Origin of the sequence: Pseudomonas ceruminis (genome assembly GCF_021602025.1) — a bacterium.
Lineage (GTDB): Bacteria > Pseudomonadota > Gammaproteobacteria > Pseudomonadales > Pseudomonadaceae > Aquipseudomonas > Aquipseudomonas ceruminis.
Genome location: NZ_BQHW01000022.1, coordinates 94003 through 115374, shown reverse-complemented (window position 1 = coordinate 115374; position 21372 = coordinate 94003). Strand labels below are relative to the sequence as shown.

Genomic DNA, 21372 nt, shown 5'->3' with positions numbered 1-21372 from the left:
CCTCTATTGCCCGCCCGGCGATTTCTACATCGACCCCTGGCGCCCGGTGGCGCGCGCCGTCATCACCCATGGCCACGGCGACCACGCCCGCAGCGGCAACCGCCACTACCTGACGGCCGCCCCAGGTGCTGGCATCCTGCGCAGCCGCCTGGGCCAGGGCATCGACCTGCAGACCCTGCCCTACGGCGAATGCATACAGCATCACGGCGTCACCCTCAGCCTGCACCCTGCCGGGCATGTGTTGGGCTCCGCACAGGTGCGCCTGGAATATCAAGGTGAAGTGTGGGTCGCTTCGGGCGACTACAAGGTCGAGCCGGATGGCACCTGCGCCGCCTTTGAGCCCGTGCGCTGTCACACCTTCATCACCGAATCGACCTTTGGCCTGCCCATTTACCACTGGCCCAGCCAGGCGGACATTTTCGCCGGAATCAACAACTGGTGGCGAACCAACCGAGACCAGGGCAAATGCAGCGTGTTGTTCTGCTATGCCTTCGGCAAGGCGCAGCGGATTCTGCATGGGCTGGACCCAAGCATCGGGCCGATCCTGGTGCATGGTGCGGTCGAGCCGCTGAACAGGGTATACCGCGAGGCCGGTGTGCACCTGCCCCCCACCCTCTATGCCGGCGACATCCCCCGCAACGACCCGCTGCTGCGTCAGGCCTTGGTCCTGGCTCCGCCTTCGGCAGCGGGCAGCAGCTGGATGCGCCGCTTTGGCGACTACAGCGATGCGTTCGCCAGCGGCTGGATGCTGCTGCGAGGCACGCGGCGGCGCCGCGGTGTGGACCGTGGCTTCGTGCTGTCCGACCACGCCGACTGGCCTGGGCTGCTGTGGGCGATTGGTCAGACCGGTGCCGAGCGGGTGATGGTCACCCACGGCTCGGTGGGTGTGCTGGTCCGTTACCTGAGTGAACAGGGCCTTGATGCGCGTGCCTTCGTGACCGAGTACGGCGAGGAGGATGACACCCCAGCCACGGAGGCTCAGGCATGAAAGCCTTTGCAGACCTGTACCTGCGCCTGGACGCGACGACCTCCAGCAACGCCAAGCTGGCAGCCCTGTGCGACTACTTCAACACCGCCCCCGCCCAGGACGCCGCCTGGGCGGTCTATTTCCTGGCGGGCGGACGACCACGTCAATTGGTCCCCACCCGCGTATTACGCGAACTGGCGAGCGCCCTGGCGGGGTTGCCCGACTGGCTCTTCGAAGAAAGCTATCAGGCAGTGGGGGACCTGGCCGAAACCATTTCCCTGCTGCTGCCCCAAACCGGCGACGCCAGCGACGATGGCCTTGCCCACTGGGTCGAGGGACACCTGCTGCCCTTGCGTGGTTTGCCACCTGAGGCGCTTTTCCAGCGCCTGCCAGTGCTATGGGCACAACTGGACCGCGCCAGCCTGATGCTGTGCCTGAAGCTGATCACCGGCAGTTTCCGCGTCGGCGTTTCCAAGCTCCTGGTGACCCGGGCCTTGGCACAGCTGGCTGGGCTGGATGCCAAGCGGGTTGCCCAGCGCCTGGTCGGCTACACCGATATCGGCCACCGCCCTACGGCCGCCAGCTACCTTAAGCTGATCGCCGCCGAATCGGCCGATGAACATCGCCAACGCGGTGGCCAACCGTACCCGTTTTTCCTCGCCCATGCGCTGCAGGCGCCAGTGGATGAGTTCGAGGCGCTGCTGGGTCCGCCCAGCGCCTGGCAGATTGAATGGAAGTGGGACGGCATCCGCGCCCAAGTGGTCAAGCGCGACGGGCAGTTGTGGGTATGGTCGCGGGGCGAGGAGTTGATCACCGAGCGCTTCCCCGAGCTGCACTGCCTGGCAGAGGCCTTGCCGGACGGTGTTGTACTCGATGGCGAAATCCTGGTCTGGAAACCCGGTGCCACAGCCGATGCCCTGGCAGTGCAGCCCTTCGCCCTGTTACAACAGCGTATCGGGCGCAAAACCTTGGGCAAGAAGCTGCTGGCCGATGCCCCCGTGGTATTGCAGGCCTATGACCTGCTGGAGTGGCAAGGCGAGGACTGGCGCAACCGCCCGCAACACGAACGCCGCCGCCAACTGGAGTGGTTGCTGCAGGCCCATCCGTTAGTCCCGGTGCTGTTGTCACCCTTACTTGAAGGCGAAGACTGGAGCGACCTGGCCCGCCAGCGCGAGCAATCACGTAGCCTCGGTGTCGAAGGCATGATGCTCAAGCAGCGCGATGCCCTGTACGGCGTCGGCCGCACCAAGGACATGGGCCTGTGGTGGAAGTGGAAAGTCGACCCGTTCAGCGTCGATGCCGTGCTGATTTATGCCCAACGTGGCCACGGCCGACGGGCCAGCCTCTACAGCGACTACACCTTCGCCGTCTGGAACGCCCCTCCTGGCACCCCGGAACGTGCCCTGGTGCCCTTCGCCAAGGCGTATTCAGGGCTAAGCGACGAGGAGATGCGCAAGGTCGATGCCATCATCCGAAAGACCACGGTAGAAACCTTTGGCCCCGTGCGCAGCGTCACGCCTACCCTGGTATTCGAACTGGGTTTTGAAGGTATAGCCCTTTCAAAGCGGCACAAGAGCGGTATCGCCGTGCGTTTTCCGCGCATGCTGCGCTGGCGCCTGGACAAAGCAGTCGAACAGGCCGATGACCTGGCGACCTTGCAGGCGCTGCTGGCCTGACGCCCTGGGTTGCCGCCTGCGAAGAGGCACACTGGGCAAAATTATGCTTCTATCTTTCTGCCGACCCGTGTCGCAGACCGTTTTCGCCACGCAGCCAGGACCACCATGCACCATTCGACCCACGACCTGCTCTGCCCCGTTCCCGGGGTCACACGTCAACTGCACAGCTTCCACTTCGGCCCGCGCGGTGGTGCCAAAGTGTATATTCAGGCCTCGCTGCACGCCGATGAACTGCCCGGCATGCTGGTAGCCTGGCACCTCAAGCGCCGCCTGGCAGAGCTGGAACAGCACGGGCGGCTGCGCCGTGAAATCATTCTGGTGCCTGTGGCCAACCCAGTGGGGCTGGAACAGGTGATGCTGGATGCGCCACTGGGCCGTTTCGAGCTGCAAAGCGGTGAAAACTTCAACCGCAATTTCGTCGACCTCTCCGACAGCATCGGTGACCAGATAGACGGCTACCTGACCCAGGACCCCGCCCATAACCTGGCGCTTATCCGCGAATACCTGCGCCGTGGCCTGGATGCCCATCCGGCGCACACCCCGTTGCAGTCACAGCGCCTGACCTTGCAGCGGCTGGCCTGCGATGCCGACCTGGTGCTGGACCTGCACTGCGACTTCGAGGCCGTAGAGCACCTCTACACCACCCCGGAAGCCTGGCCACACGTCGAGCCGTTGGCCCGCTATCTCGGCGCTCAGGCCAGCCTGCTGGCCACCGATTCTGGCGGGCAATCGTTCGACGAGTGCCTGAGCCTGGTCTGGTGGCAACTGCAGCAACGTTTCGGCAAGCGCTTCCCGATTCCGTTGGGCAGCGTCTCGGTCACCGTCGAACTGCGGGGCCAGGCCGATGTCAGCCACGAGCTGGCCAGCAAGGACAGCCAGGCGATCCTCGATTACCTCACCCACGCCGGCGTCATCGAAGGACCTGCCGCGGCCTTGCCGCCACTGCCACACCCGGCGACGCCGCTGGCTGCCGTCGAGCCGGTATCGGCGCCACTGGGCGGGCTGCTGGTCTATCACGTGCGCCCAGGCCAGCACCTGGAAGCCGGGCAACTGATCGCCGAAGTCATCGACCCGCTCACCGACCGGGTGACCGCTGTGCGTAACAGCCAACCGGGCCTGCTTTATGCCCGCAGCGTGCGCCGCATGGCCACCGCAGGCATGGTCATCGCCCATGTCGCCGGTGAACAGGTCTGCCGCAGCGGTTACCTACTGGCCAATTGATCCGGTAAAACCAATGGCGGGGGCAAGCGGTCTGTAGAAGCACAGCCTTTGAAGGACGCCATGCCCGCATGCCTGCATCCCCCTACCTCGCCAATGCCTGGTTTGCCGCACGCGGCTGGAAGCCCTTCGCGTTTCAGCGGCACGTGTGGGCCGCGGTAGGCCGTGGTGAATCAGGCCTGTTGCATGCCAGCACCGGGGCCGGCAAAACCTACGCCGTGTGGCTGGCTGCGCTACGCGCGTTCGCCCAGCCCACGACCGGGCCCAAGCCCGCACCGCTGCAGGTGTTGTGGGTGACGCCCATGCGCGCCCTGGCAGCCGACACCGCACGGGCGTTGCAAATGCCCCTGGACGAGCTTGGCCTGAACTGGAGTATCGGGGTGCGCAGTGGCGATACCGGCAGCGCCGAGCGCGCCCGCCAGGCTCGGCGCCTGCCAAGCGCGCTGATCACCACCCCCGAGAGCCTGACCCTGCTGCTGACACGGGCGCAAGCCCGCGAAGACTTCGCCCACCTGCGCCTGGTGGTGGTCGACGAATGGCACGAACTGCTCGGCAACAAGCGCGGCGTGCAGTTGCAGCTGGCGCTAGCGCGCTTGCGGCGCTGGCACCCTGGCCTGGTCACCTGGGGCCTTTCGGCCACTCTGGGCAACCTGCCGCACGCGCTCGAAGTCCTCTTGCCGCAAGGTGGCCAATTGGTAAAAGGCCGCCAGGACAAACGGCTGGTGGTCGATACATTGTTGCCCAGTGCGATCGAACGCTTCCCGTGGGCTGGGCACATGGGCTTGAAAATGCTCCATCAGGTTGCCGAGGCGCTCGACAGCAGCACCAGCAGCCTGGTGTTCACCAACACCCGTGCCCAAGCCGAACTGTGGTATCAGGCCTTGCTCGACGCCCGCCCCGAATGGGCAGGCCAGCTTGCCCTGCATCACGCCTCGATGGCCCGTGCCACCCGCGACTGGGTTGAGCTCAGCCTCAAACAGGGCACACTCAAAGCGGTGGTGTGCACTTCCAGCCTGGACCTGGGCGTGGACTTTCTGCCCGTGGAGCGCGTGCTGCAGATCGGCTCAGCCAAGGGCATCGCCCGCCTGATGCAGCGGGCTGGCCGCTCTGGCCACGCCCCTGGGCGCAGCTCGCGGATTACCCTGGTGCCTACCCATAGCCTTGAATTGATCGAGGCGGCGGCCGCACGCAGCGCGCTGGCAGCGGGGCACATCGAAGCCCGGCGCTCGCCCCGCCTGTGCATGGATGTACTGGTACAGCATCTGGTCAGCATGGCCCTTGGCAGCGGCTTTCGCCCTGCTGAACTGCTCGCCGAGGTACGCAGTACCTGGGCGTTTCGCGAGCTACGCGACAGCCAATGGCAATGGGCCTTGGATTTCGTCTGCCATGGCGGTAACTCACTGAGCGCCTACCCCGACTACCAGCGTGTCCAGGCCCACCCCGACGGCCTCTGGCGGGTTGCCAGCGAACGCCTGGCGCGACGCCACCGGATGGGCATCGGCACCATCGTCAGCGATGCCAGCCTGCAACTCAAATACTGGAGCAAAGGCGGCGGCGGCAAGCACCTGGGCAGTGTCGAGGAAGCGTTCATCGCTCGCCTGCGGCCAGGTGATACCTTGCTGTTCGCCGGGCGGGTGCTGGAACTGGTGCGGGTGGAGAACATGACGGCTTACGTGCGCCGCAGCACAGCGCGCAAGGCGGCAGTGGCGCGTTGGAATGGCGGGCGCATGCCGCTTTCCAGCGAACTGGCCGAGGCCTTGGTGGAAAAACTCGATGCCGCCGCCCATGGGCGCTACGACGGCCCGGAGATGCACGCAGTACGGCCCTTGCTGACACTGCAGGCACAATGGTCCGCCTTGCCTACCAGAGGCACGCTGCTGGCCGAAACCCTCGCCTCTCGCCAGGGTTGGCACCTGTTTCTCTACCCCTTCGCCGGGCGCATGGCCAACCTGGGCCTGGCCAACCTGATCGCCTGGCGCGTCAGCCGCGACCAGCCGCTGTCGGTGTCCATCGCGGTGAGTGATTATGGCTTCGAGCTGGTCAGCCCAAGCCCGGTGGACTGGGCAACGTATCTGCCCGCGGCGCTGTCCATCGACCACCTGCTGGACGACGTGCTGGCCAGCCTCAACGCTGGTGAAATGGCATTGCGGCGCTTTCGGGAGATCGCACAGATATCAGGCCTGGTGTTTGGCGGCTACCCCGCCGCGCAGAAGAGTACCCGTCAGATCCAGGCCTCGAGCGGGCTGTTTTACGAGGTCTTTCGCAAACACGATGCCGACAACCTGCTATTGGGCCAGGCCCGCGATGAAGTGCTGCGCGAAGAGCTGGAAATCGAGCGCCTGCAGGCACAGCTACTGAAACTGAGTCGGTTGCAACTGGACATACACGCCCTGCAGCGGCCAGGGCCGCTGGCCTTCACCCTGCTGGTGGAAGGCATGCGTGAAACATTGAGCACGGAAAAACTGGCCACTCGCATCGCGCGAATGGTCGCAGACCTGGAAAAAGCAGCGAACAGGACGTAATGAGCACTCACCTTACCGTCGAACATTTTGGCCAGACACTATGGCTGATGCCTGATCGTGCCGTTTACTGGCCCGCGCAGCGGGCGCTGCTGGTGGCCGATGTTCACATCGGCAAAGCAGCCAGCTATCGGGCCCTGCACCAACCGGTACCGCGTGGCACCACGGACGCCACCCTACAGCGCCTGGACGCTCTGCTGACGGGCTGTGACTGCGAGCAATTGATCATCCTGGGTGACTTTCTGCATGCGCGGACCGCTCGGGCACCGGCCACGCTGGCCAGGCTGCAGGCGTGGCGGGCACGACACGCCCATGTGCGCATGGTGCTGCTACGCGGCAACCATGACCGCCACGCAGGCGATCCGCCCACTCAGTTGGGTATCGAGGTCAGGGACCAACCTTGGGTACTGGGGCCGTTTGCGCTGCAGCATGAACCTGACGTTCACCAGGACTACCCGGTGCTCGCGGGCCATGTACACCCGGTATTCGTGCTGCGTGGCCGCGCACGCCAACGGCTGCGGCTACCCTGTTTCGTACTGGGCGAACAGGTCAGCCTGCTACCGGCATTCGGTGAATTCACCGGCGGATGGAACATCGAGCCCACACCGGGGAACCGCATCTACCTCGCCGCTGCAGATCAGGTGTGGGCCGTGCAGGACTGATCAGGCCACGGGGGCGGGAGGCGGCTCGTCCGGCAGGGTCGGCTCACCTGGCTCCATGGGGGGCGTATCACCGGGCTGGGCCGGTTGTGGGGTATCGGGATCAGGCTGACCCGGCACACCCCCGGCATGCATTGGCAGCGGATGCGCCAGCAGGGACCACGCCAGCAATCCGATCTGGTTGGGCTGCAGGACAGCCAGCTTCGCACTGATTGCGGGATTGAGTTTCATTGGCAACTCCTGACAAGGCCGCTACGCATCATGCGCAGCGGCACTGTTCAGTAACTTGGAGTGCCAAAGCGAAGACTAATTCCCCGCGCTCGTCGGCTCAGGTGCGTGGCAGGGTGACGCCACGCTGGCCCTGGTACTTGCCGCCACGGTCCTTATAGGACACTTCGCACTCTTCATCGGACTCGAGGAACAGCATCTGCGCCACCCCCTCGTTGGCGTAGATCTTCGCCGGCAGGGTGGTGGTGTTGGAGAACTCCAGGGTCACATGGCCTTCCCACTCTGGCTCAAGCGGGGTGACGTTGACGATGATGCCGCAGCGGGCATAGGTGCTCTTACCCAGGCAGATGGTCAGCACGTTGCGCGGAATGCGGAAGTACTCGACGGTACGAGCCAGGGCGAAGGAGTTCGGCGGAATGATGCAGACGTCGCTCTTGACGTCGACGAAGCTGCCGGCGTCGAAGTTCTTCGGGTCCACGGTGGCGGAGTTGATGTTGGTGAACACCTTGAATTCGTCGGCACAGCGCACGTCGTAACCGTAGCTGGAGACGCCGAAGGAGATGACCCGGCTGTCCTGCTCGCCGCGCACCTGGCGCTCGACGAACGGTTCGATCATGCCGTGTTCCTGCGCCATGCGGCGAATCCACTTGTCCGATTTGATGCTCATGGCGGGGGTGTCCTGAGAGTTGCGAGGTGAAAAAACGAAAGGCGCATCTTACCGGTCCCGGCGCTCCGGTTAAAGTTCCATACCGTATCCCGCGTCGGACGGGGCTTGCGGCCGCCGCCGATCTGAATTTCATCAAAGGTCATCTTGGAGATTGGCAGGTTGCGGAAAGTGGGTTAAGGTGACGCCACTGTGCTGCACGTGACACCGAGAATCTCTAGTTTGATGCACGATCCTTATCGGCCCATCGCTGAATTTTCTGCTCTCTTTGCGCTCAGTCCCGGCCAGGGTATTTCCTGTCCGTAATCAACTTTGTCCAAGGAGACAGAAACATGTCCAACCGTCAATCCGGTGTTGTCAAGTGGTTCAACGATGAGAAGGGCTACGGCTTCATCACCCCTCAGTCGGGCGACGACCTGTTCGTGCACTTCAAAGCCATCCAAGCTGACGGCTTCAAAACCCTGAAAGAAGGCCAGGCTGTTACTTTCGTCGCTACCCGCGGCCAGAAAGGCATGCAGGCTGAAGAAGTTCAAATCGCCTAAGTCGATTTAGCTTCCTAGCTTTCAAAAAAACCCGCCTTCTGGCGGGTTTTTTTATGCCTGTGTAGGCGCGGCCTTGTGCCGCGAAAGGGCCGCAAAGCGGCCCCAGCTATATGGGGGTTGGATCACCTGTCTTGGGGGCGCTTCGCACCCCTTTCGCGGCACAAGGCCGCTCCCACAAAAAATGCGTCAGTCTTCGCTAATGGTAATGCTCGGCATCGCTGGTGCCGCCGCTTCTTGCAAGACGATCCGTGCACCCACCTGGCGGGCCAGTTCCTGGTAAACCATGGCAATCTGGCTTTCCGGCTCGGCAATCGCTGTCGGCTTGCCGCTGTCAGCCTGCTCGCGGATCAGCATCGACAACGGCAACGATGCCAGCAAGTCGACGCCATACTGACTCGCCAGCTTCTCGCCGCCACCCTCACCGAACAGGTGCTCGGCATGGCCGCAGTTGGAGCAGATGTGCACCGCCATGTTCTCGACCACGCCCAGCACCGGGATGTTGACCTTGCGGAACATCTCCACGCCTTTCTTCGCATCCAGCAGCGCCAGGTCTTGCGGCGTGGTAACGATCACCGAACCCGCCACCGGGACCTTCTGCGCCAGCGTCAGCTGGATATCGCCGGTACCCGGCGGCATGTCGATAACCAAGTAATCGAGGTCGTCCCAAGCCGTCTGGGTCACCAATTGCAGCAGCGCACCAGACACCATCGGGCCACGCCATACCATCGGCGTGTTGTCATCGGTGAGAAATGCCATCGACATGACCTCGACACCATGCGCCTTGATCGGCACGAACCACTTCTGCTCGCGAATCTGCGGCCGGGTGCCTTCGGCGATACCGAACATCACGCCTTGGCTGGGGCCGTAGATATCGGCGTCGAGGATGCCCACCCGTGCCCCTTCGCGGGCCAGGGCCAAGGCCAGGTTGGCGGCCGTGGTCGATTTGCCGACACCGCCCTTGCCTGAGGCCACAGCGACGATGTTCTTGACGTTGGCCATGGCCGGCACCTGGGCCTGGGCCTTGTGCGCAGCGACCACGCAGTCGATCGATACCTGGGCCGAGCTGACCCCTTCCAGGTTCTCGATCGCGGTCTGCAGCACCTGGGCCCAGCCGTTCTTGAACAACCCGGCGGCATACCCCAGTTGCAACTGCACAGCGACCTGCCCGCCCTGGATATCGATGGCCCGCACACAGCCGGCGCTGACCGGGTCCTGGTTCAGATAGGGGTCGGTGTACTGGCGAAGCACGCCTTCGACGGCGGCACGGGTGACGGCACTCATGGAGGCTCCCATTGGCAAACGAATAGTCAAACAGGCGCCTATCCTAACCCGTCAATCGTCAGCAGATGCGTCCTTGGGGTGAAATATATTCGCCAGCCCTTTATAGTGGCCGATCACCCTCAATTTTACCCGAGCCAGATAAGTAGCCGAGCCACCATGTCCGAGCCACGTCAGATTCTCGTTACCAGCGCCCTGCCCTATGCCAATGGATCCATCCACCTTGGCCATATGCTCGAGTACATCCAGACTGACATGTGGGTTCGCTTCCAGAAGATGCGCGGCAACCAGTGCATCTATGTGTGTGCCGACGATGCCCACGGCTCGGCCATCATGCTGCGCGCCGAGAAGGAAGGCATTACCCCGGAGCAGTTGATCGCCAACGTCCAGGCCGAGCACAGCAGCGATTTCGCTGACTTCCTGGTGGATTTCGACAACTTCCACTCTACCCACAGCGAAGAAAACCGCGAGCTGTCGGGCCTGATCTACACGCGACTGCGTGAAGCGGGGCACATTGCCACCCGTTCGGTTACCCAGTACTTCGACCCTGAGAAGGGCATGTTCCTGGCCGACCGTTTCATCAAGGGTACCTGCCCCAAGTGCGCGGCCGAAGACCAGTACGGCGACAACTGCGAAAAATGCGGCGCCACCTATGCGCCGACCGAACTGAAAAACCCCAAGTCGGCGATTTCCGGCGCCACGCCGGTACTGCGCGACTCGCAGCACTTCTTCTTCAAGCTGCCGGACTTCCAGGCCATGCTGCAGCAGTGGACCCGTAGCGGCACCCTGCAAGACGCTGTGGCCAACAAGCTGGCCGAGTGGCTGGATTCTGGCCTGCAGGAGTGGGACATCTCGCGCGATGCGCCGTACTTCGGCTTCGAGATCCCGGGCGAGCCAGGCAAATACTTCTACGTGTGGCTGGACGCGCCAATCGGCTACATGGCCAGCTTCAAGAACCTGTGCGCACGCCGCCCGGAGCTCGACTTCGATGCGTTCTGGAACGAAGGCTCCAAGGCCGAGCTGTACCACTTCATCGGCAAGGACATCGTCAACTTCCACGCACTGTTCTGGCCAGCCATGCTCGAAGGCGCCGGCTTCCGCAAGCCGACCGCAGTCAACGTCCATGGCTACCTGACCGTCAACGGCGCCAAGATGTCCAAGTCGCGCGGCACCTTCATCAAGGCCCGCACATACCTGGATCATCTGCAGCCCGAATACCTGCGCTATTACTATGCAGCCAAGCTCGGCCGTGGCGTCGACGACCTGGACCTGAACCTTGAAGACTTCGTGCAGAAGGTCAACTCCGACCTGATTGGCAAGGTGGTCAACATCGCCAGCCGCTGTGCCGGCTTCATCCACAAGGGCAATGACGGTGTGATGGTTGCCGGCGATGCTGCGCCGGAGCTGACCGAAGCATTCCTCGCGGCTGCCCCGTCGATTGCAGACGCCTATGAAAGCCGTGATTTTGGCCGTGCCATGCGCGAAATCATGGCCCTGGCCGACCGCGCCAATGCCTGGATCGCCGACAAGGCGCCATGGTCGCTGGCCAAGCAGGAAGGCAAGCAGGATGAAGTCCAGGCCATCTGCGCCCAGGGCATCAACCTGTTCCGCCAACTGGTGATCTTCCTCAAACCGGTGCTGCCGGTGCTTGCGGCCGACGCCGAGGCATTTCTCAATGTCGCCCCGCTGGCCTGGAACGACCACCAGTCGCGCCTGGAAAACCACACGCTCAACCCGTTCAAGGCGCTGATGAGCCGTATTGAGCCAGCCAAGGTCGAAGCCATGGTCGCCGCCAGCAAGGAAGACCTGCTGGCATCCCAGGCTCAACCGCAGGCCCCTGCCGGCAACGGTGAGCTGGCCAAGGAGCCGCTGGCGGCAGAAATCGAATTCGACACCTTCGCCGCAGTCGACCTGCGCGTGGCGTTGATCGTCAAAGCCGAAGCGGTGCCCGGCGCGGACAAGCTGTTGCAGTTGACCCTGGACATCGGCGACGAACAGCGCAACGTGTTCTCGGGCATCAAGTCGGCCTACCCGGATCCGTCCAAGCTCGAAGGCCGCCTGACCATGATGGTTGCCAACCTCAAGCCGCGGAAAATGCGCTTTGGGGTTTCCGAGGGCATGGTCATGGCCGCCGGCCCCGGCGGCGAAGAGATCTACCTGCTCAGCCCTGACAGCGGTGCCAAACCAGGCCAGCGCATCAAGTAACCCTCCCCCTGCCCCGGCCTCTGCGCCGGGGCAATTGCATTCCTGCCACATGGCCGCACATTCCCGGCTATCTTCATCTGCATGAACGACAACGTCCTGGTATTGGTCAGTGCCGCGCTGGTCAGCCATCTGCTTATGCAGCAACAGCCGATACCCCGGCTGCGCCTGCATGTGTATGGCCTGGCGTGCAGCCTGTCGATAGCGCTCGGGGTCATGGGCGGCCAATGGCTCGAACAGCTGATCGTCGTGCCATGGCAGTTGCAGGACCTGCGTTTGTTCCTGCTGTTGCCCTGGCTGGCATTACTTGCCCGGGGCGTACCGCAGGTACTGGCAAAGGTCCGCCCTCAATGGCCCACTGTGAGCCTCACGGTGCCCTTCACAGGCACTATCGTGGCGCTGGGTTTGGCACTGCAGGTCATCGGCGATCAACAGGGCGGGTTGACCGCAGTGAAGTGGGGGGTACTGTCCGGGTTCGGTTTCTGGCTGGCCCTTGGGCTGTTCGACGACCTTCAACAGCGCAGTGACCACCCTGATGTGCCCAGGGCATTACGTGGCCTGCCTATCGCACTGCTTGGTGCCGGCGTGATGGCCATGGCATTTGCAGGGCTCAACGGATTGTTCGCACCATGAGCCTGATTCATGGCAAACCCTGACCCGCGCCTGCGCAACGCCATGGGCCAGGTGTTGCTGGCCTGCGCACCTGGCCTGCTGACCCTACTCTGGTTATACGGCTGGGGCATGCTCTTGAGCCTCGCATTGTGCGCAGCCACTGCGCTGTGCTGCGAAGCCGCCTTGTTGGGCCTGCGGCGTGAACCTGTCGCTGCCACCCTGAACGATGCAAGTGCCCTGGTTACCGCAGTGCTGCTGGCCATTGCCTTGCCTACAGAGGCGCCTTGGTGGGTGCCGGTAACGGCCACGGCCATCGCCATTGGCCTGGGCAAACATGCCTTTGGCGGGGTGGGCCGCAACCTGTTCAACCCGGCGATGGTCGGCTACGCCTTCGCGCTGTTGAGCTTTCCCCTGCAAATGAACCACTGGCCAGGGCAACAGACAGGTCTGATCGACAGCCTGCACCTGGTGTTTGGCGGTGGCGAGCAGATTGATGCCTGGGCCAGCCCCACGGTGCTCGACGGCCTGCGCCACAACCGCAGCCTGACCATCGACGAACTGTTTGCCAGCCACCCAGGGTTCGGCGTTTTTGGCGGCCGCGGCAGTGAATGGGTCAACCTGGCGTTCCTGTTGGGCGGGCTGTTCCTGTTACAGCGCAAAGTCTACAGCTGGCATACGCCCGTGGGCTTGCTGACAGCGCTGTTCCTGTTCAGCCTGCTGGCCTGGAATGGCTCAGGCTCGGACTCCAACGGCTCGCCGCTGCTGCACCTGTTCTGCGGTTCAACCATGGTGGCGGCCTTTTTCATCGCTACCGAGCCGGTGTCCGGCCCCAAGGCAAGCCTGGCCAGGTTGCTGTTCGGCCTTGGCGCGGGCGCATTGATCTACCTCATCCGTGCCTGGGGGAGTTACCCGGATGGTACCGCCTTCGCCATCCTGCTCATGAACCTCGCAACCCCTACCCTTGAACGTTTCGCGTCACAGCGTCAGCAGGCGACGCCATGAACCGCCCGCGTGCTGCTCGCGGTAACCTGCTGCTGCTGGCAGTCGCCGCGCTGGCGCTGGTGGCGACACTGGCCTGGCGGCAGGCTACGCGCGCTCCCATCGCAGAAGCCGAGCAGCACTTGCACGCACAGCAATTTCTCGCCGTTCTGCCCTCGGGCATTCATGACAACCAGCCGCTGGACTCCCCTGTCCCCCTCTCAGCGGACCAACCGCCGCGCAGCCGCATCATGGCCGCGTATCGCGCCACTCAAGGGACTATACCCACAGCCATAGTCCTGGTAAGCCAGGTACAAGGCTATGCCGGCCCAATCCGACTGACCATGGCCATCAGCGCGGACGGGCGCCTGATCGGAACCCAGGTGATCGAACAACAGGAAAGCCCCGGGCTGGGGGGGCGCATCAGTGATGCTCAGGTGAACTGGCTGGCGCAGTTCGCCAACCGTAGTCTGACTGATCGCTGGGCACTCAGGCGGGATCACGGGGATTTCGACCAACTGGCCGGAGCGACAGTGACTTCACGCGCAGTGATCGACGCGCAGCAGGAAGCGCTGCGCTACTTTGACCAGCACCGCACACGGCTACTGGGAACCCCCGCCCATGAATAGATTCTGCTTGCTGGTGGCAGGCCTTGCGCCGCTGCTGGGCGCCACATCAAGCGTCGCTCAGGGCACGGCCATCGGCATGAGCATGCTCGTGTTGATCTTGGCCCACCAGGTGTTGCTGAGCCCGCTTCGCTCACAGCTCCAAGGTGCCAGATACTGGCTGGCGAGCCTGCTGATCGTGGCCGCCCTTGCCAGTTGCCTGCAGCTTGTGCTGCGCGCCTGGGCGTTACCGCTGGCGCTGTCGCTTGGCGACTTCCCGTTACTGATCGGCGTTCAATGCCTGGCGACAGACAGCCTGCTGCCGAACCAAGGGCGCTGGCGCCAGTTGCTCCGGTACTTGAGCGGGCTGTTGTTCATCAGCGTGCTGCTCGGTGCCAGTCGGCAGTGGCTGGCCGAGGGGCTGGGCCTGCACCTGGCCAGCTTGCCCTCAGGCGCACTGCTACTGCTCGGACTGCTCCTGGCCTTGTACAATTGCCTGCGTCCGGGCCCTGCCCGTCAAGGAAAGCGTTGACCCCATGAATGCCGCCAAACGCCTGGAGATCTTTCGCAGGCTGCACGAAGATAACCCCGACCCTAAGACGGAACTGGCCTATTCCACCCCTTTCGAACTCTTGGTCGCCGTGACCCTCTCCGCACAGTCCACCGACGTCGGCGTTAACAAGGCCACCGCCCGGCTGTTTCCGGTGGCCAACACCCCGCAAACCATCTATGCCCTCGGTGTCGAAGGGTTAAGCGACTACATCAAGACCATTGGGCTTTACAACAGTAAGGCCAAGAATGTCATCGAAGCCTGCCGTTTGCTGATCGAGCGCCACGGCGGCGAAGTACCGCAAACCCGTGAAGCGCTGGAAGCGTTGCCCGGGGTCGGGCGCAAGACGGCCAATGTGGTGCTCAATACCGCCTTTCGCCAACCGACCATGGCGGTGGATACGCATATTTTCAGGGTTAGCAATCGCACAGGGATTGCACCGGGCAAGACCGTGCTTGAGGTGGAGAAGAAGCTGCTGAAGTTCGTACCCAAGGATTACCTGCTCGATGCCCACCACTGGCTGATTCTGCATGGGCGCTACGTGTGCCAGGCGCGCAAGCCCCGTTGCGGCAGTTGCAGGATAGAGGACCTGTGCGAGTACAAGCACAAGACGTCTGACGATTGAGCCGATAGTGAAGTCAGAAGCATTTCGATTGAAAAAATCTTTTTTACCAGGCTCTGCTTTCTCGCTATAAGGACGGCCAATGGCCCTTTGGCTTGGAGCGACTTATGAGTACCGATAAAGACGACCTGGCGATCGAAGATGACTTTGCCCCGGCTGACGACGATGCCGAGCCTTCGGTAGAACCCGCGAAGACCAACCTGAGCAAGCGACGCACCATTGACAATCTTCTCGAAGAACGACGCCTGCAGCGCCAGCTCGCCGATTTCGACTATGACCTGTAGCCCTGACGGAAGGCCTCCCTTGCGGAGGCTTTCCGCGCACAGGGTCAAGTAAGGCCGTGTCGCTGGGCCAACTCGATCAGATCCACCAGCGAGTGGGCATTCAGCTTCAGCAACAGGCGGGTCTTGTAGGTACTGACCGTCTTGTTGCTGAGGTACATGCTGTCGGCGATCTCCTTGTTGGACTTGCCCCGCGCTAACTGCTGCAACACCATCATCTCCCTTGCCGAAAGGCGATCGACCATCTCCGTCTCGCTACCCCCTCCGGCTCGGCCACGTGATTTATGCAACGCCTGGTTGGGGAAATAGCTGTAGCCAGAGAGCACGGCCTTGATGGCGCTGAGCAGTTCGGTGAGCTCCTGCTGTTTGCACACGTAACCTGATGCGCCCGCCTGCATGCACCGCATGGAAAAATGCCCTGGAGCCTGCGAGGTCAGCACCAGCACCCGGCTGCCCGGGCTGGCCGATGCCATGCGGGCGATGACTTCCAGCCCGTCAAGCTTGGGAATACCGATATCCAGCACCACAATATCGGGCAGGTGCTCCCTAGTCAGCTGCAAAGCTGCTACGCCGTTGTCGGTTTCTGCAACCACATCGTAGCCATGCCGCTCCATCAGCATGCGAACAGCCAAGCGTATGACAGGATGATCATCCACGATAAGGACTTTATTCATGCGATATCCATTCATTCATTATTTGCTTTGACGACGTGTCACCATAACCGAGCCGAGCACTCAGTGGCGTGTCAATTTTTAGCAAGAATGCCTGAATAGATGGGACTTACATCGATCTAGGAAATATCCTACAAAAACAACTTACCAGCGCTGAAATAAAATTAAATTCAACGCGCTATCGAGCGCACGTGCCGCTCGGCCATTGTATGCCGCCCTGACAGTGCCACGCCCCACCCTGCCGGGATCAAGTTCCCATTGCGGAAAAAATCCATTATTTAGTTGAGGTGTACCGTAGGGTATTGATAGGAAAAACGCAGGAGGCCGCCACCATGCCCGCACCCCAACCCGTAGCTCCGCTGACGATCATCGCGATATTTGCCGGCATCATCGAGTCCTCTGCCCTGGCAACCCTCCCTTTTCTCAGCGAAGAAAGCCAGAGTCTCTATACTTGGTTTCTGGTCGGTTTTCCCTTTTTTTTGACAGCCTTGTTCTTCCTGACACTGAACTTCAACTATCGCTCTTTGTATAAACCCGACGACGCCGCCAAGGATGACCCCACTCAAGCCCCGTTGTTAACTGAAACGTTGGCGTTTTCCCCGCCCCAGCAGGCGAACACCGAAAGCCGGCTCATACAGCCTCGTAACGCCTCAGAGCCAGTAACCATAATGCTTTGTGGCCCGGATGCGCAGAAGATAATTGAGCAGCATCTATTGCGCACACTTGCACAACCGCAAGTAATCGGAAGTGCCTGGCTATATTGCGACCTGAACAAGCACCAGTGCTTTCGCCTGTCGGTCAGTGAACTTCCGCATAACGCTACGGCGCTCATGAACTGAACAGTTACGCTCCAGATGCAAAAAACCCCGGCCTGAGCCGGGGTCTTTGACAATGCGTTTGGGGGAAGCTTAGAGCAACCCGCGGCCCTTGTTGGCAGCAATGCGCATACGCAGGGCATTGAGCTTGATAAAGCCCGCAGCGTCAGCCTGGTTGTAGGCGCCGCCGTCTTCCTCGAAAGTCGCAATGTTGGCATCGAACAGCGAGTCGTCCGACTTGCGGCCGACCACGATAACGTTACCCTTGTACAGCTTCAGGCGCACAACACCATTCACGTTGACCTGCGAAGCGTCGATCATCTTCTGCAGCATGAGACGCTCCGGGCTCCACCAGTAGCCGGTGTAGATCAGGCTGGCGTACTTGGGCATCAGCTCGTCTTTGAGGTGAGCGACTTCACGGTCCAGGGTGATCGACTCGATGGCACGGTGCGCCTTGAGCATGATGGTGCCGCCCGGAGTCTCGTAGCAGCCGCGCGACTTCATGCCCACGTAACGGTTCTCGACGATATCCAGACGACCAATGCCGTTGGCACCCCCGATGCGGTTCAGGTCGGCCAGCACCGTGGCGGGGGTCTTCTCGACGCCGTCGATGGCAACGATGTCGCCATTACGGTAGGTAAGTTCGATGTAGGTTGCCTGGTCCGGTGCGTTTTCCGGCGAGACGCTCCAGCGCCACATGTCTTCCTCGTGCTCGGTCCAGGTGTCTTCCAGGACACCACCTTCGTAGGAGATGTGCAGCAGGTTGGCGTCCATCGAGTACGGCGACTTCTTCTTGCCATGGCGCTCGATCGGGATGCCGTGCTTCTCGGCGTAGTCCATCAGCTTCTCGCGGGACAGCAGGTCCCACTCGCGCCAAGGGGCGATGACCTTGACGCCTGGCTTGAGCGCGTAGGCACCCAGCTCGAAACGTACCTGATCGTTGCCTTTGCCGGTGGCACCGTGGGAAATGGCATCGGCGCCAGTTTCGTTGGCGATTTCGATCAGGCGTTTGGCGATCAGCGGACGGGCGATGGACGTACCCAGCAGGTACTCGCCTTCGTAAACGGTGTTGGCGCGGAACATCGGGAAGACGAAATCACGCACGAACTCTTCGCGCAGGTCGTCGATGTAGATCTCTTTGACGCCCATTGCCTGGGCCTTGGCGCGAGCAGGTTCAACCTCTTCGCCCTGACCCAGGTCAGCGGTGAAGGTAACCACTTCGCAGTTGTAAGTATCCTGCAGCCACTTGAGAATCACCGAAGTATCAAGGCCGCCGGAATACGCCAGTACGACCTTTTTTACGTCCGCCATGCCATCACTCCACGGGGTTGTACGGAAAAGGCCCGATTCTACCGGCGTTGCGGATAAATTTACAGTGGGGCGACAGCTTCTGACGACAAAGCGACAGTAACTGTCGAGGGCGCGACGCCCTGTCGCACTCAGGACGGCTTCGCGGCGGAGGTGCTCGCTGCAGGGGCCGGGGCGACCGCTGCTGGAGTGGGGGCCGGGGCTTGCGCCGGCTGGGGTGCCGGTTGCTCGACCGGCGCGACACGGTCCAGCTCGATGTTGACACGGCGGTTGCGTGCGCGGTTGGCGGGGCTGTTGTTCTTCACCAGCGGGTAGCGTTCGCCATGAAAGCGCACAGTGATCTGCGCTTGCGGTACACCGTGCGCCTTCAGGTAGTCGGCAACCGCCAGCGCCCGGCGCCGCGAGGTATCACGGTTGGTCAGGCGATTGCCACTGTTGTCAGAGTGTCCATTGAGCTCGATGTGATTGACCGTCGGGTCTGCCTTCAGGTAGTCCAGAATCACATCCAGCCGTGCTCGGGCCGATGCATCCAGATCGATGCCTCCCCCGGGGAAACCGACCTGGGTCTGGCGCACCTGATCGTAGTTCATCGCCAGCATCTTGCCGGTACATACCTGGTAATCGCTGTAGGCCTTGGCAAAGCTCACGGGCAGTACGCGGACCTCCATTGGGCGCCCGGCCTCGCCGGTGTAACTGCGCACCACGGTGCTGCGGCCATCGAGCAGCCCATTGATCAGGCGGCTGGCCTGGCCTTGCGATGAACTGAACAGTACGCCGCTGCGCGCCAGGCGCACCGCACCCAGGTTGATATCCGCACGCCCCGGCTGCCAGGGCGCGGCAGCGGCCAGCAACGTGGCCGTGCCTGCGCCCAGCAGATTACTGTCCGAACGTAGCTGGAATACCGGCTGCTCACCTGCCCGACGCACGAACTCACCGCTGCCGAACCCGTCGATGGGCTGGACAAGGCGGCATTCGAACTGGTCACCCTCGACTTTCCAGGCAATGTTTTCCATGCGGGTCTGGAAGGTCAATGCACCGGCTGGCAAGCTGGTGAGCAGGGTCAACAGGGCTAGGTAACGCTGGCGCACGGGCGGCTCCACTAATTTTGACGGCTTACCAGCAGGCTATCGGACGCAGACTGGAAAACTTGATAGCCGTGCTCGAATCGGGGTTTTCCGGTAGCATTGGGGCCTGAGTTCGACCCGCCTGGAATCCCCAATGTCCGATCGCCTGACCCTCCTGCGTCCCGACGACTGGCACATCCATCTGCGCGATGGTGCCGTCCTGCCCCACACCGTTGGCGATGTGGCGCGTACCTTCGCCCGTGCCATCATCATGCCCAACCTGGTTCCACCGGTACGCAACGCCGACGAAGCTGGCGCCTACCGCGAGCGCATCCTTGCCGCCCGCCCGGCCGGCAGCCACTTCGAGCCGCTGATGGTGCTGTACCTCACCGACCGCACCAGCCCCGAGGACATCCGCGCGGCCAAAGCCAGCGGCATCGTGTACGCCGCCAAGCTGTACCCGGCCGGCGCCACCACCAATTCCGACTCGGGCGTCACCAGCATCGACAACATCTTCCCGGCTATCGAGGCCCTGGCGGAAGTCGGTATGCCATTGCTGGTGCATGGCGAAGTGACCCGCAGCGAGATCGACGTGTTCGACCGCGAGAAACGCTTTATCGACGAGCACATGCGCCGCCTGGTTGAACGGTTCCCAACGCTGAAAGTGGTGTTCGAGCACATCACTACCGCCGATGCCGCACAGTTCGTCACCGAGGCCCCGGCCAACGTCGGTGCGACCATCACCGCACAACACCTGCTGTACAACCGCAACCACATGCTGGTTGGCGGCATTCGCCCGCATTTCTACTGCCTGCCGATCCTCAAGCGCAACACCCATCAGGTGGCGTTGCTGGATGCGGCCACCCGTGGTAACCCGAAGTTTTTCCTTGGCACCGACTCGGCCCCCCATGCCCGTCATGCCAAGGAAGCGGCTTGCGGTTGTGCCGGCTGCTACACCGCTTACGCGGCCATCGAGATGTACGCCGAGGCCTTCGAACAGCGCAATGCGCTGGACAAGCTTGAAGGCTTCGCCAGCCTGCACGGTCCGGCTTTCTATGGCCTGCCAGCCAACACCGACACCATCACGCTGGTCCGCGAAGCATGGACCGCCCCAGAGAGCCTGCCGTTTGGCGAGCAGACCGTGATCCCGCTGCGTGCGGGTGAGCAACTGCGCTGGCGCCTGCTGGAGGACAACGCGTGAGCGAAGATCTTTACGAAGACGACCAGGACAACCAGCCCGGTAGCGGCTCGCGCCACCCAATGGCCGAGCGCTTCCGGGGCTACCTGCCGGTAGTGATCGATGTCGAAACGGGCGGCTTCAACAGCGCCACCGACGCCCTGCTGGAAATTGCCGCGGTCACCATCGGCATGGACGAGAAAGGCTTCCTGTTCCCCGAACACACGTATTTCTACCGGGTCGAGCCGTTCGAAGGCGCCAACATCGAAGCTGCTGCCCTGGAGTTCACCGGTATCAAGCTGGATCACCCTCTGCGCATGGCGGTGAGTGAAGAAAGCGCGCTGACCGATATCTTCCGTGGCGTACGCAAGGCGCTCAAGGCCAACGGCTGCAAACGGGCGATTCTGGTCGGCCACAACAGCAGCTTCGACCTCGGGTTCCTCAATGCGGCGGTGGCGCGCAACGACCTCAAGCGCAACCCGTTCCACCCCTTCTCGAGCTTCGACACGGCCACCCTGGCTGGCCTGGCGTACGGCCAGACCGTGCTGGCACGCGCCTGCCAGAGCGCCGACATCGACTTCGATGGGCGTGAGGCGCATTCGGCGCGTTACGACACCGAGAAGACTGCCGAGCTGTTCTGCGGCATCGTCAACCGCTGGAAGGAAATGGGCGGCTGGCGCGACTTCAACGACTGAGTCGAGGCCCTCCTCACTGGAGCCCTTGGATTCCAGGCATA

General features: G+C 62.5%; 22 protein-coding genes. 16 read left to right on the top strand and 6 right to left on the bottom strand.

The features are described from left to right. The 5 genes from L6D80_RS22505 to pdeM form a co-directional block, all read left to right on the top strand. Nucleotides 1-988, top strand: a 988-nt coding sequence (locus tag L6D80_RS22505; RefSeq protein ID WP_176516849.1) for a ligase-associated DNA damage response exonuclease, incomplete at its 5' end; no start/stop codon positions are given. Continuing rightward, on the top strand, nucleotides 985-2643 hold the full coding sequence (locus L6D80_RS22500; RefSeq protein WP_182387601.1) for an ATP-dependent DNA ligase: 1659 nt from the start codon (nucleotides 985-987) through the stop codon (nucleotides 2641-2643). The genes L6D80_RS22505 and L6D80_RS22500, both read left to right, overlap by 4 nt. 105 nt (nucleotides 2644-2748) lie before the next feature. Next, complete coding sequence (locus L6D80_RS22495) at nucleotides 2749-3864, top strand: succinylglutamate desuccinylase/aspartoacylase family protein (RefSeq protein WP_054899464.1); 1116 nt, start codon at nucleotides 2749-2751, stop codon at nucleotides 3862-3864. A gap of 68 nt (nucleotides 3865-3932) precedes the next feature. Then, nucleotides 3933-6383: a ligase-associated DNA damage response DEXH box helicase gene (locus L6D80_RS22490; RefSeq protein ID WP_182387600.1), complete on the top strand. Its 2451-nt coding sequence runs from the start codon at nucleotides 3933-3935 to the stop codon at nucleotides 6381-6383. Then, a complete protein-coding gene (gene pdeM / locus L6D80_RS22485) occupies nucleotides 6383-7042 on the top strand; it encodes a ligase-associated DNA damage response endonuclease PdeM (RefSeq protein WP_176516654.1) in 660 nt (219 codons plus the stop codon). Before L6D80_RS22490 ends, pdeM begins: the two co-directional genes overlap by 1 nt. Here the strand turns inward: pdeM and L6D80_RS22480 are convergent, their stop codons facing one another. Then, nucleotides 7043-7270, bottom strand: coding sequence for a hypothetical protein (locus L6D80_RS22480; RefSeq protein WP_054899461.1), 228 nt, complete (start codon nucleotides 7268-7270; stop codon nucleotides 7043-7045). A gap of 97 nt (nucleotides 7271-7367) precedes the next feature. Continuing rightward, the gene (gene dcd, locus L6D80_RS22475; RefSeq protein ID WP_008096785.1) at nucleotides 7368-7934 is read right to left on the bottom strand and encodes a dCTP deaminase; all 567 of its coding nucleotides are present in this window, start codon (nucleotides 7932-7934) and stop codon (nucleotides 7368-7370) included. A gap of 329 nt (nucleotides 7935-8263) precedes the next feature. Between dcd and L6D80_RS22470 the strand changes: the two genes are divergently transcribed. Beyond that, nucleotides 8264-8473 (top strand): cold-shock protein, encoded by a 210-nt coding sequence (locus L6D80_RS22470; protein WP_003254922.1) that lies wholly within the window; start codon nucleotides 8264-8266, stop codon nucleotides 8471-8473. A gap of 186 nt (nucleotides 8474-8659) precedes the next feature. On the opposite strand, the gene apbC is transcribed toward L6D80_RS22470, so the two are convergent. Then, nucleotides 8660-9754, bottom strand: a complete 1095-nt coding sequence (gene apbC / locus L6D80_RS22465) for an iron-sulfur cluster carrier protein ApbC (RefSeq protein ID WP_054899460.1) — start codon at nucleotides 9752-9754, stop codon at nucleotides 8660-8662. A gap of 156 nt (nucleotides 9755-9910) precedes the next feature. Between apbC and metG the strand changes: the two genes are divergently transcribed. From metG to L6D80_RS22430, 7 genes are all read left to right on the top strand, one after another. After that, the gene (metG, locus tag L6D80_RS22460; RefSeq protein WP_176516661.1) at nucleotides 9911-11956 is read left to right on the top strand and encodes a methionine--tRNA ligase; all 2046 of its coding nucleotides are present in this window, start codon (nucleotides 9911-9913) and stop codon (nucleotides 11954-11956) included. An 81-nt stretch (nucleotides 11957-12037) separates the two neighbouring features. Then, nucleotides 12038-12586, top strand: coding sequence for an Rnf-Nqr domain containing protein (locus tag L6D80_RS22455; protein WP_176516664.1), 549 nt, complete (start codon nucleotides 12038-12040; stop codon nucleotides 12584-12586). A 9-nt stretch (nucleotides 12587-12595) separates the two neighbouring features. Continuing rightward, nucleotides 12596-13567 (top strand): RnfABCDGE type electron transport complex subunit D, encoded by a 972-nt coding sequence (locus L6D80_RS22450; RefSeq protein WP_176516666.1) that lies wholly within the window; start codon nucleotides 12596-12598, stop codon nucleotides 13565-13567. After that, nucleotides 13564-14172, top strand: a complete 609-nt coding sequence (locus L6D80_RS22445) for an RnfABCDGE type electron transport complex subunit G (protein WP_176516668.1) — start codon at nucleotides 13564-13566, stop codon at nucleotides 14170-14172. Before L6D80_RS22450 ends, L6D80_RS22445 begins: the two co-directional genes overlap by 4 nt. Then, entirely contained in the window at nucleotides 14165-14680 is a 516-nt protein-coding gene (locus tag L6D80_RS22440; protein ID WP_176516670.1) for an Rnf-Nqr domain containing protein, read from the top strand. The genes L6D80_RS22445 and L6D80_RS22440 overlap by 8 nt, the downstream gene beginning before the upstream one ends. Before the next feature lie 4 nt (nucleotides 14681-14684). Then, nucleotides 14685-15323 carry an endonuclease III gene (gene nth, locus L6D80_RS22435; protein ID WP_054899454.1) on the top strand — a complete coding sequence of 213 codons (639 nt, stop codon included), beginning with the start codon at nucleotides 14685-14687 and terminating at the stop codon, nucleotides 15321-15323. A gap of 104 nt (nucleotides 15324-15427) precedes the next feature. After that, nucleotides 15428-15604: a PA3496 family putative envelope integrity protein gene (locus tag L6D80_RS22430; RefSeq protein WP_054899453.1), complete on the top strand. Its 177-nt coding sequence runs from the start codon at nucleotides 15428-15430 to the stop codon at nucleotides 15602-15604. Nucleotides 15605-15648: 44 nt separating this feature from the next. Here the strand turns inward: L6D80_RS22430 and L6D80_RS22425 are convergent, their stop codons facing one another. After that, on the bottom strand, nucleotides 15649-16275 hold the full coding sequence (locus L6D80_RS22425) for a response regulator transcription factor (RefSeq protein ID WP_054899452.1): 627 nt from the start codon (nucleotides 16273-16275) through the stop codon (nucleotides 15649-15651). Nucleotides 16276-16604: 329 nt separating this feature from the next. Here L6D80_RS22425 and L6D80_RS22420 point away from each other — a divergent pair, with 329 nt between their 5' ends. After that, nucleotides 16605-17111 (top strand): hypothetical protein, encoded by a 507-nt coding sequence (locus tag L6D80_RS22420; protein WP_054899451.1) that lies wholly within the window; start codon nucleotides 16605-16607, stop codon nucleotides 17109-17111. A 69-nt stretch (nucleotides 17112-17180) separates the two neighbouring features. On the opposite strand, the gene L6D80_RS22415 is transcribed toward L6D80_RS22420, so the two are convergent. Continuing rightward, nucleotides 17181-18398, bottom strand: coding sequence for an argininosuccinate synthase (locus L6D80_RS22415; RefSeq protein ID WP_054899450.1), 1218 nt, complete (start codon nucleotides 18396-18398; stop codon nucleotides 17181-17183). 128 nt (nucleotides 18399-18526) lie between these two features. Continuing rightward, a complete protein-coding gene (locus L6D80_RS22410; protein ID WP_176516672.1) occupies nucleotides 18527-19483 on the bottom strand; it encodes a flagellar protein MotY in 957 nt (318 codons plus the stop codon). A 130-nt stretch (nucleotides 19484-19613) separates the two neighbouring features. Between L6D80_RS22410 and pyrC the strand changes: the two genes are divergently transcribed. Further along, nucleotides 19614-20660 (top strand): dihydroorotase, encoded by a 1047-nt coding sequence (gene pyrC, locus L6D80_RS22405; protein ID WP_054899448.1) that lies wholly within the window; start codon nucleotides 19614-19616, stop codon nucleotides 20658-20660. 59 nt (nucleotides 20661-20719) lie between these two features. Continuing rightward, the gene (gene rnt, locus L6D80_RS22400; RefSeq protein ID WP_371263286.1) at nucleotides 20720-21331 is read left to right on the top strand and encodes a ribonuclease T; all 612 of its coding nucleotides are present in this window, start codon (nucleotides 20720-20722) and stop codon (nucleotides 21329-21331) included. Nucleotides 21332-21372 lie beyond the last annotated feature (41 nt).

Bases quoted from the DNA above. Each gene is read 5' to 3' on its own strand.
- L6D80_RS22425 (WP_054899452.1), bottom strand. From the start codon at position 16,275: ATGAATAAAGTCCTTATCGTGGATGATCATCCTGTCATACGCTTGGCT.
- L6D80_RS22430 (WP_054899453.1), top strand. From the start codon at position 15,428: ATGAGTACCGATAAAGACGACCTGGCGATCGAAGATGACTTTGCCCCG.
- L6D80_RS22480 (WP_054899461.1), bottom strand. From the start codon at position 7,270: ATGAAACTCAATCCCGCAATCAGTGCGAAGCTGGCTGTCCTGCAGCCC.
- L6D80_RS22495 (WP_054899464.1), top strand. From the start codon at position 2,749: ATGCACCATTCGACCCACGACCTGCTCTGCCCCGTTCCCGGGGTCACA.
- metG (WP_176516661.1), top strand. From the start codon at position 9,911: ATGTCCGAGCCACGTCAGATTCTCGTTACCAGCGCCCTGCCCTATGCC.
- pyrC (WP_054899448.1), top strand. From the start codon at position 19,614: ATGTCCGATCGCCTGACCCTCCTGCGTCCCGACGACTGGCACATCCAT.
- L6D80_RS22500 (WP_182387601.1), top strand. From the start codon at position 985: ATGAAAGCCTTTGCAGACCTGTACCTGCGCCTGGACGCGACGACCTCC.
- dcd (WP_008096785.1), bottom strand. From the start codon at position 7,934: ATGAGCATCAAATCGGACAAGTGGATTCGCCGCATGGCGCAGGAACAC.
- L6D80_RS22490 (WP_182387600.1), top strand. From the start codon at position 3,933: ATGCCTGCATCCCCCTACCTCGCCAATGCCTGGTTTGCCGCACGCGGC.
- L6D80_RS22415 (WP_054899450.1), bottom strand. From the start codon at position 18,398: ATGGCGGACGTAAAAAAGGTCGTACTGGCGTATTCCGGCGGCCTTGAT.
- L6D80_RS22450 (WP_176516666.1), top strand. From the start codon at position 12,596: ATGGCAAACCCTGACCCGCGCCTGCGCAACGCCATGGGCCAGGTGTTG.
- L6D80_RS22455 (WP_176516664.1), top strand. From the start codon at position 12,038: ATGAACGACAACGTCCTGGTATTGGTCAGTGCCGCGCTGGTCAGCCAT.
- L6D80_RS22470 (WP_003254922.1), top strand. From the start codon at position 8,264: ATGTCCAACCGTCAATCCGGTGTTGTCAAGTGGTTCAACGATGAGAAG.
- L6D80_RS22445 (WP_176516668.1), top strand. From the start codon at position 13,564: ATGAACCGCCCGCGTGCTGCTCGCGGTAACCTGCTGCTGCTGGCAGTC.
- L6D80_RS22420 (WP_054899451.1), top strand. From the start codon at position 16,605: ATGCCCGCACCCCAACCCGTAGCTCCGCTGACGATCATCGCGATATTT.
- pdeM (WP_176516654.1), top strand. From the start codon at position 6,383: ATGAGCACTCACCTTACCGTCGAACATTTTGGCCAGACACTATGGCTG.
- nth (WP_054899454.1), top strand. From the start codon at position 14,685: ATGAATGCCGCCAAACGCCTGGAGATCTTTCGCAGGCTGCACGAAGAT.
- apbC (WP_054899460.1), bottom strand. From the start codon at position 9,754: ATGAGTGCCGTCACCCGTGCCGCCGTCGAAGGCGTGCTTCGCCAGTAC.
- rnt (WP_371263286.1), top strand. From the start codon at position 20,720: ATGGCCGAGCGCTTCCGGGGCTACCTGCCGGTAGTGATCGATGTCGAA.
- L6D80_RS22440 (WP_176516670.1), top strand. From the start codon at position 14,165: ATGAATAGATTCTGCTTGCTGGTGGCAGGCCTTGCGCCGCTGCTGGGC.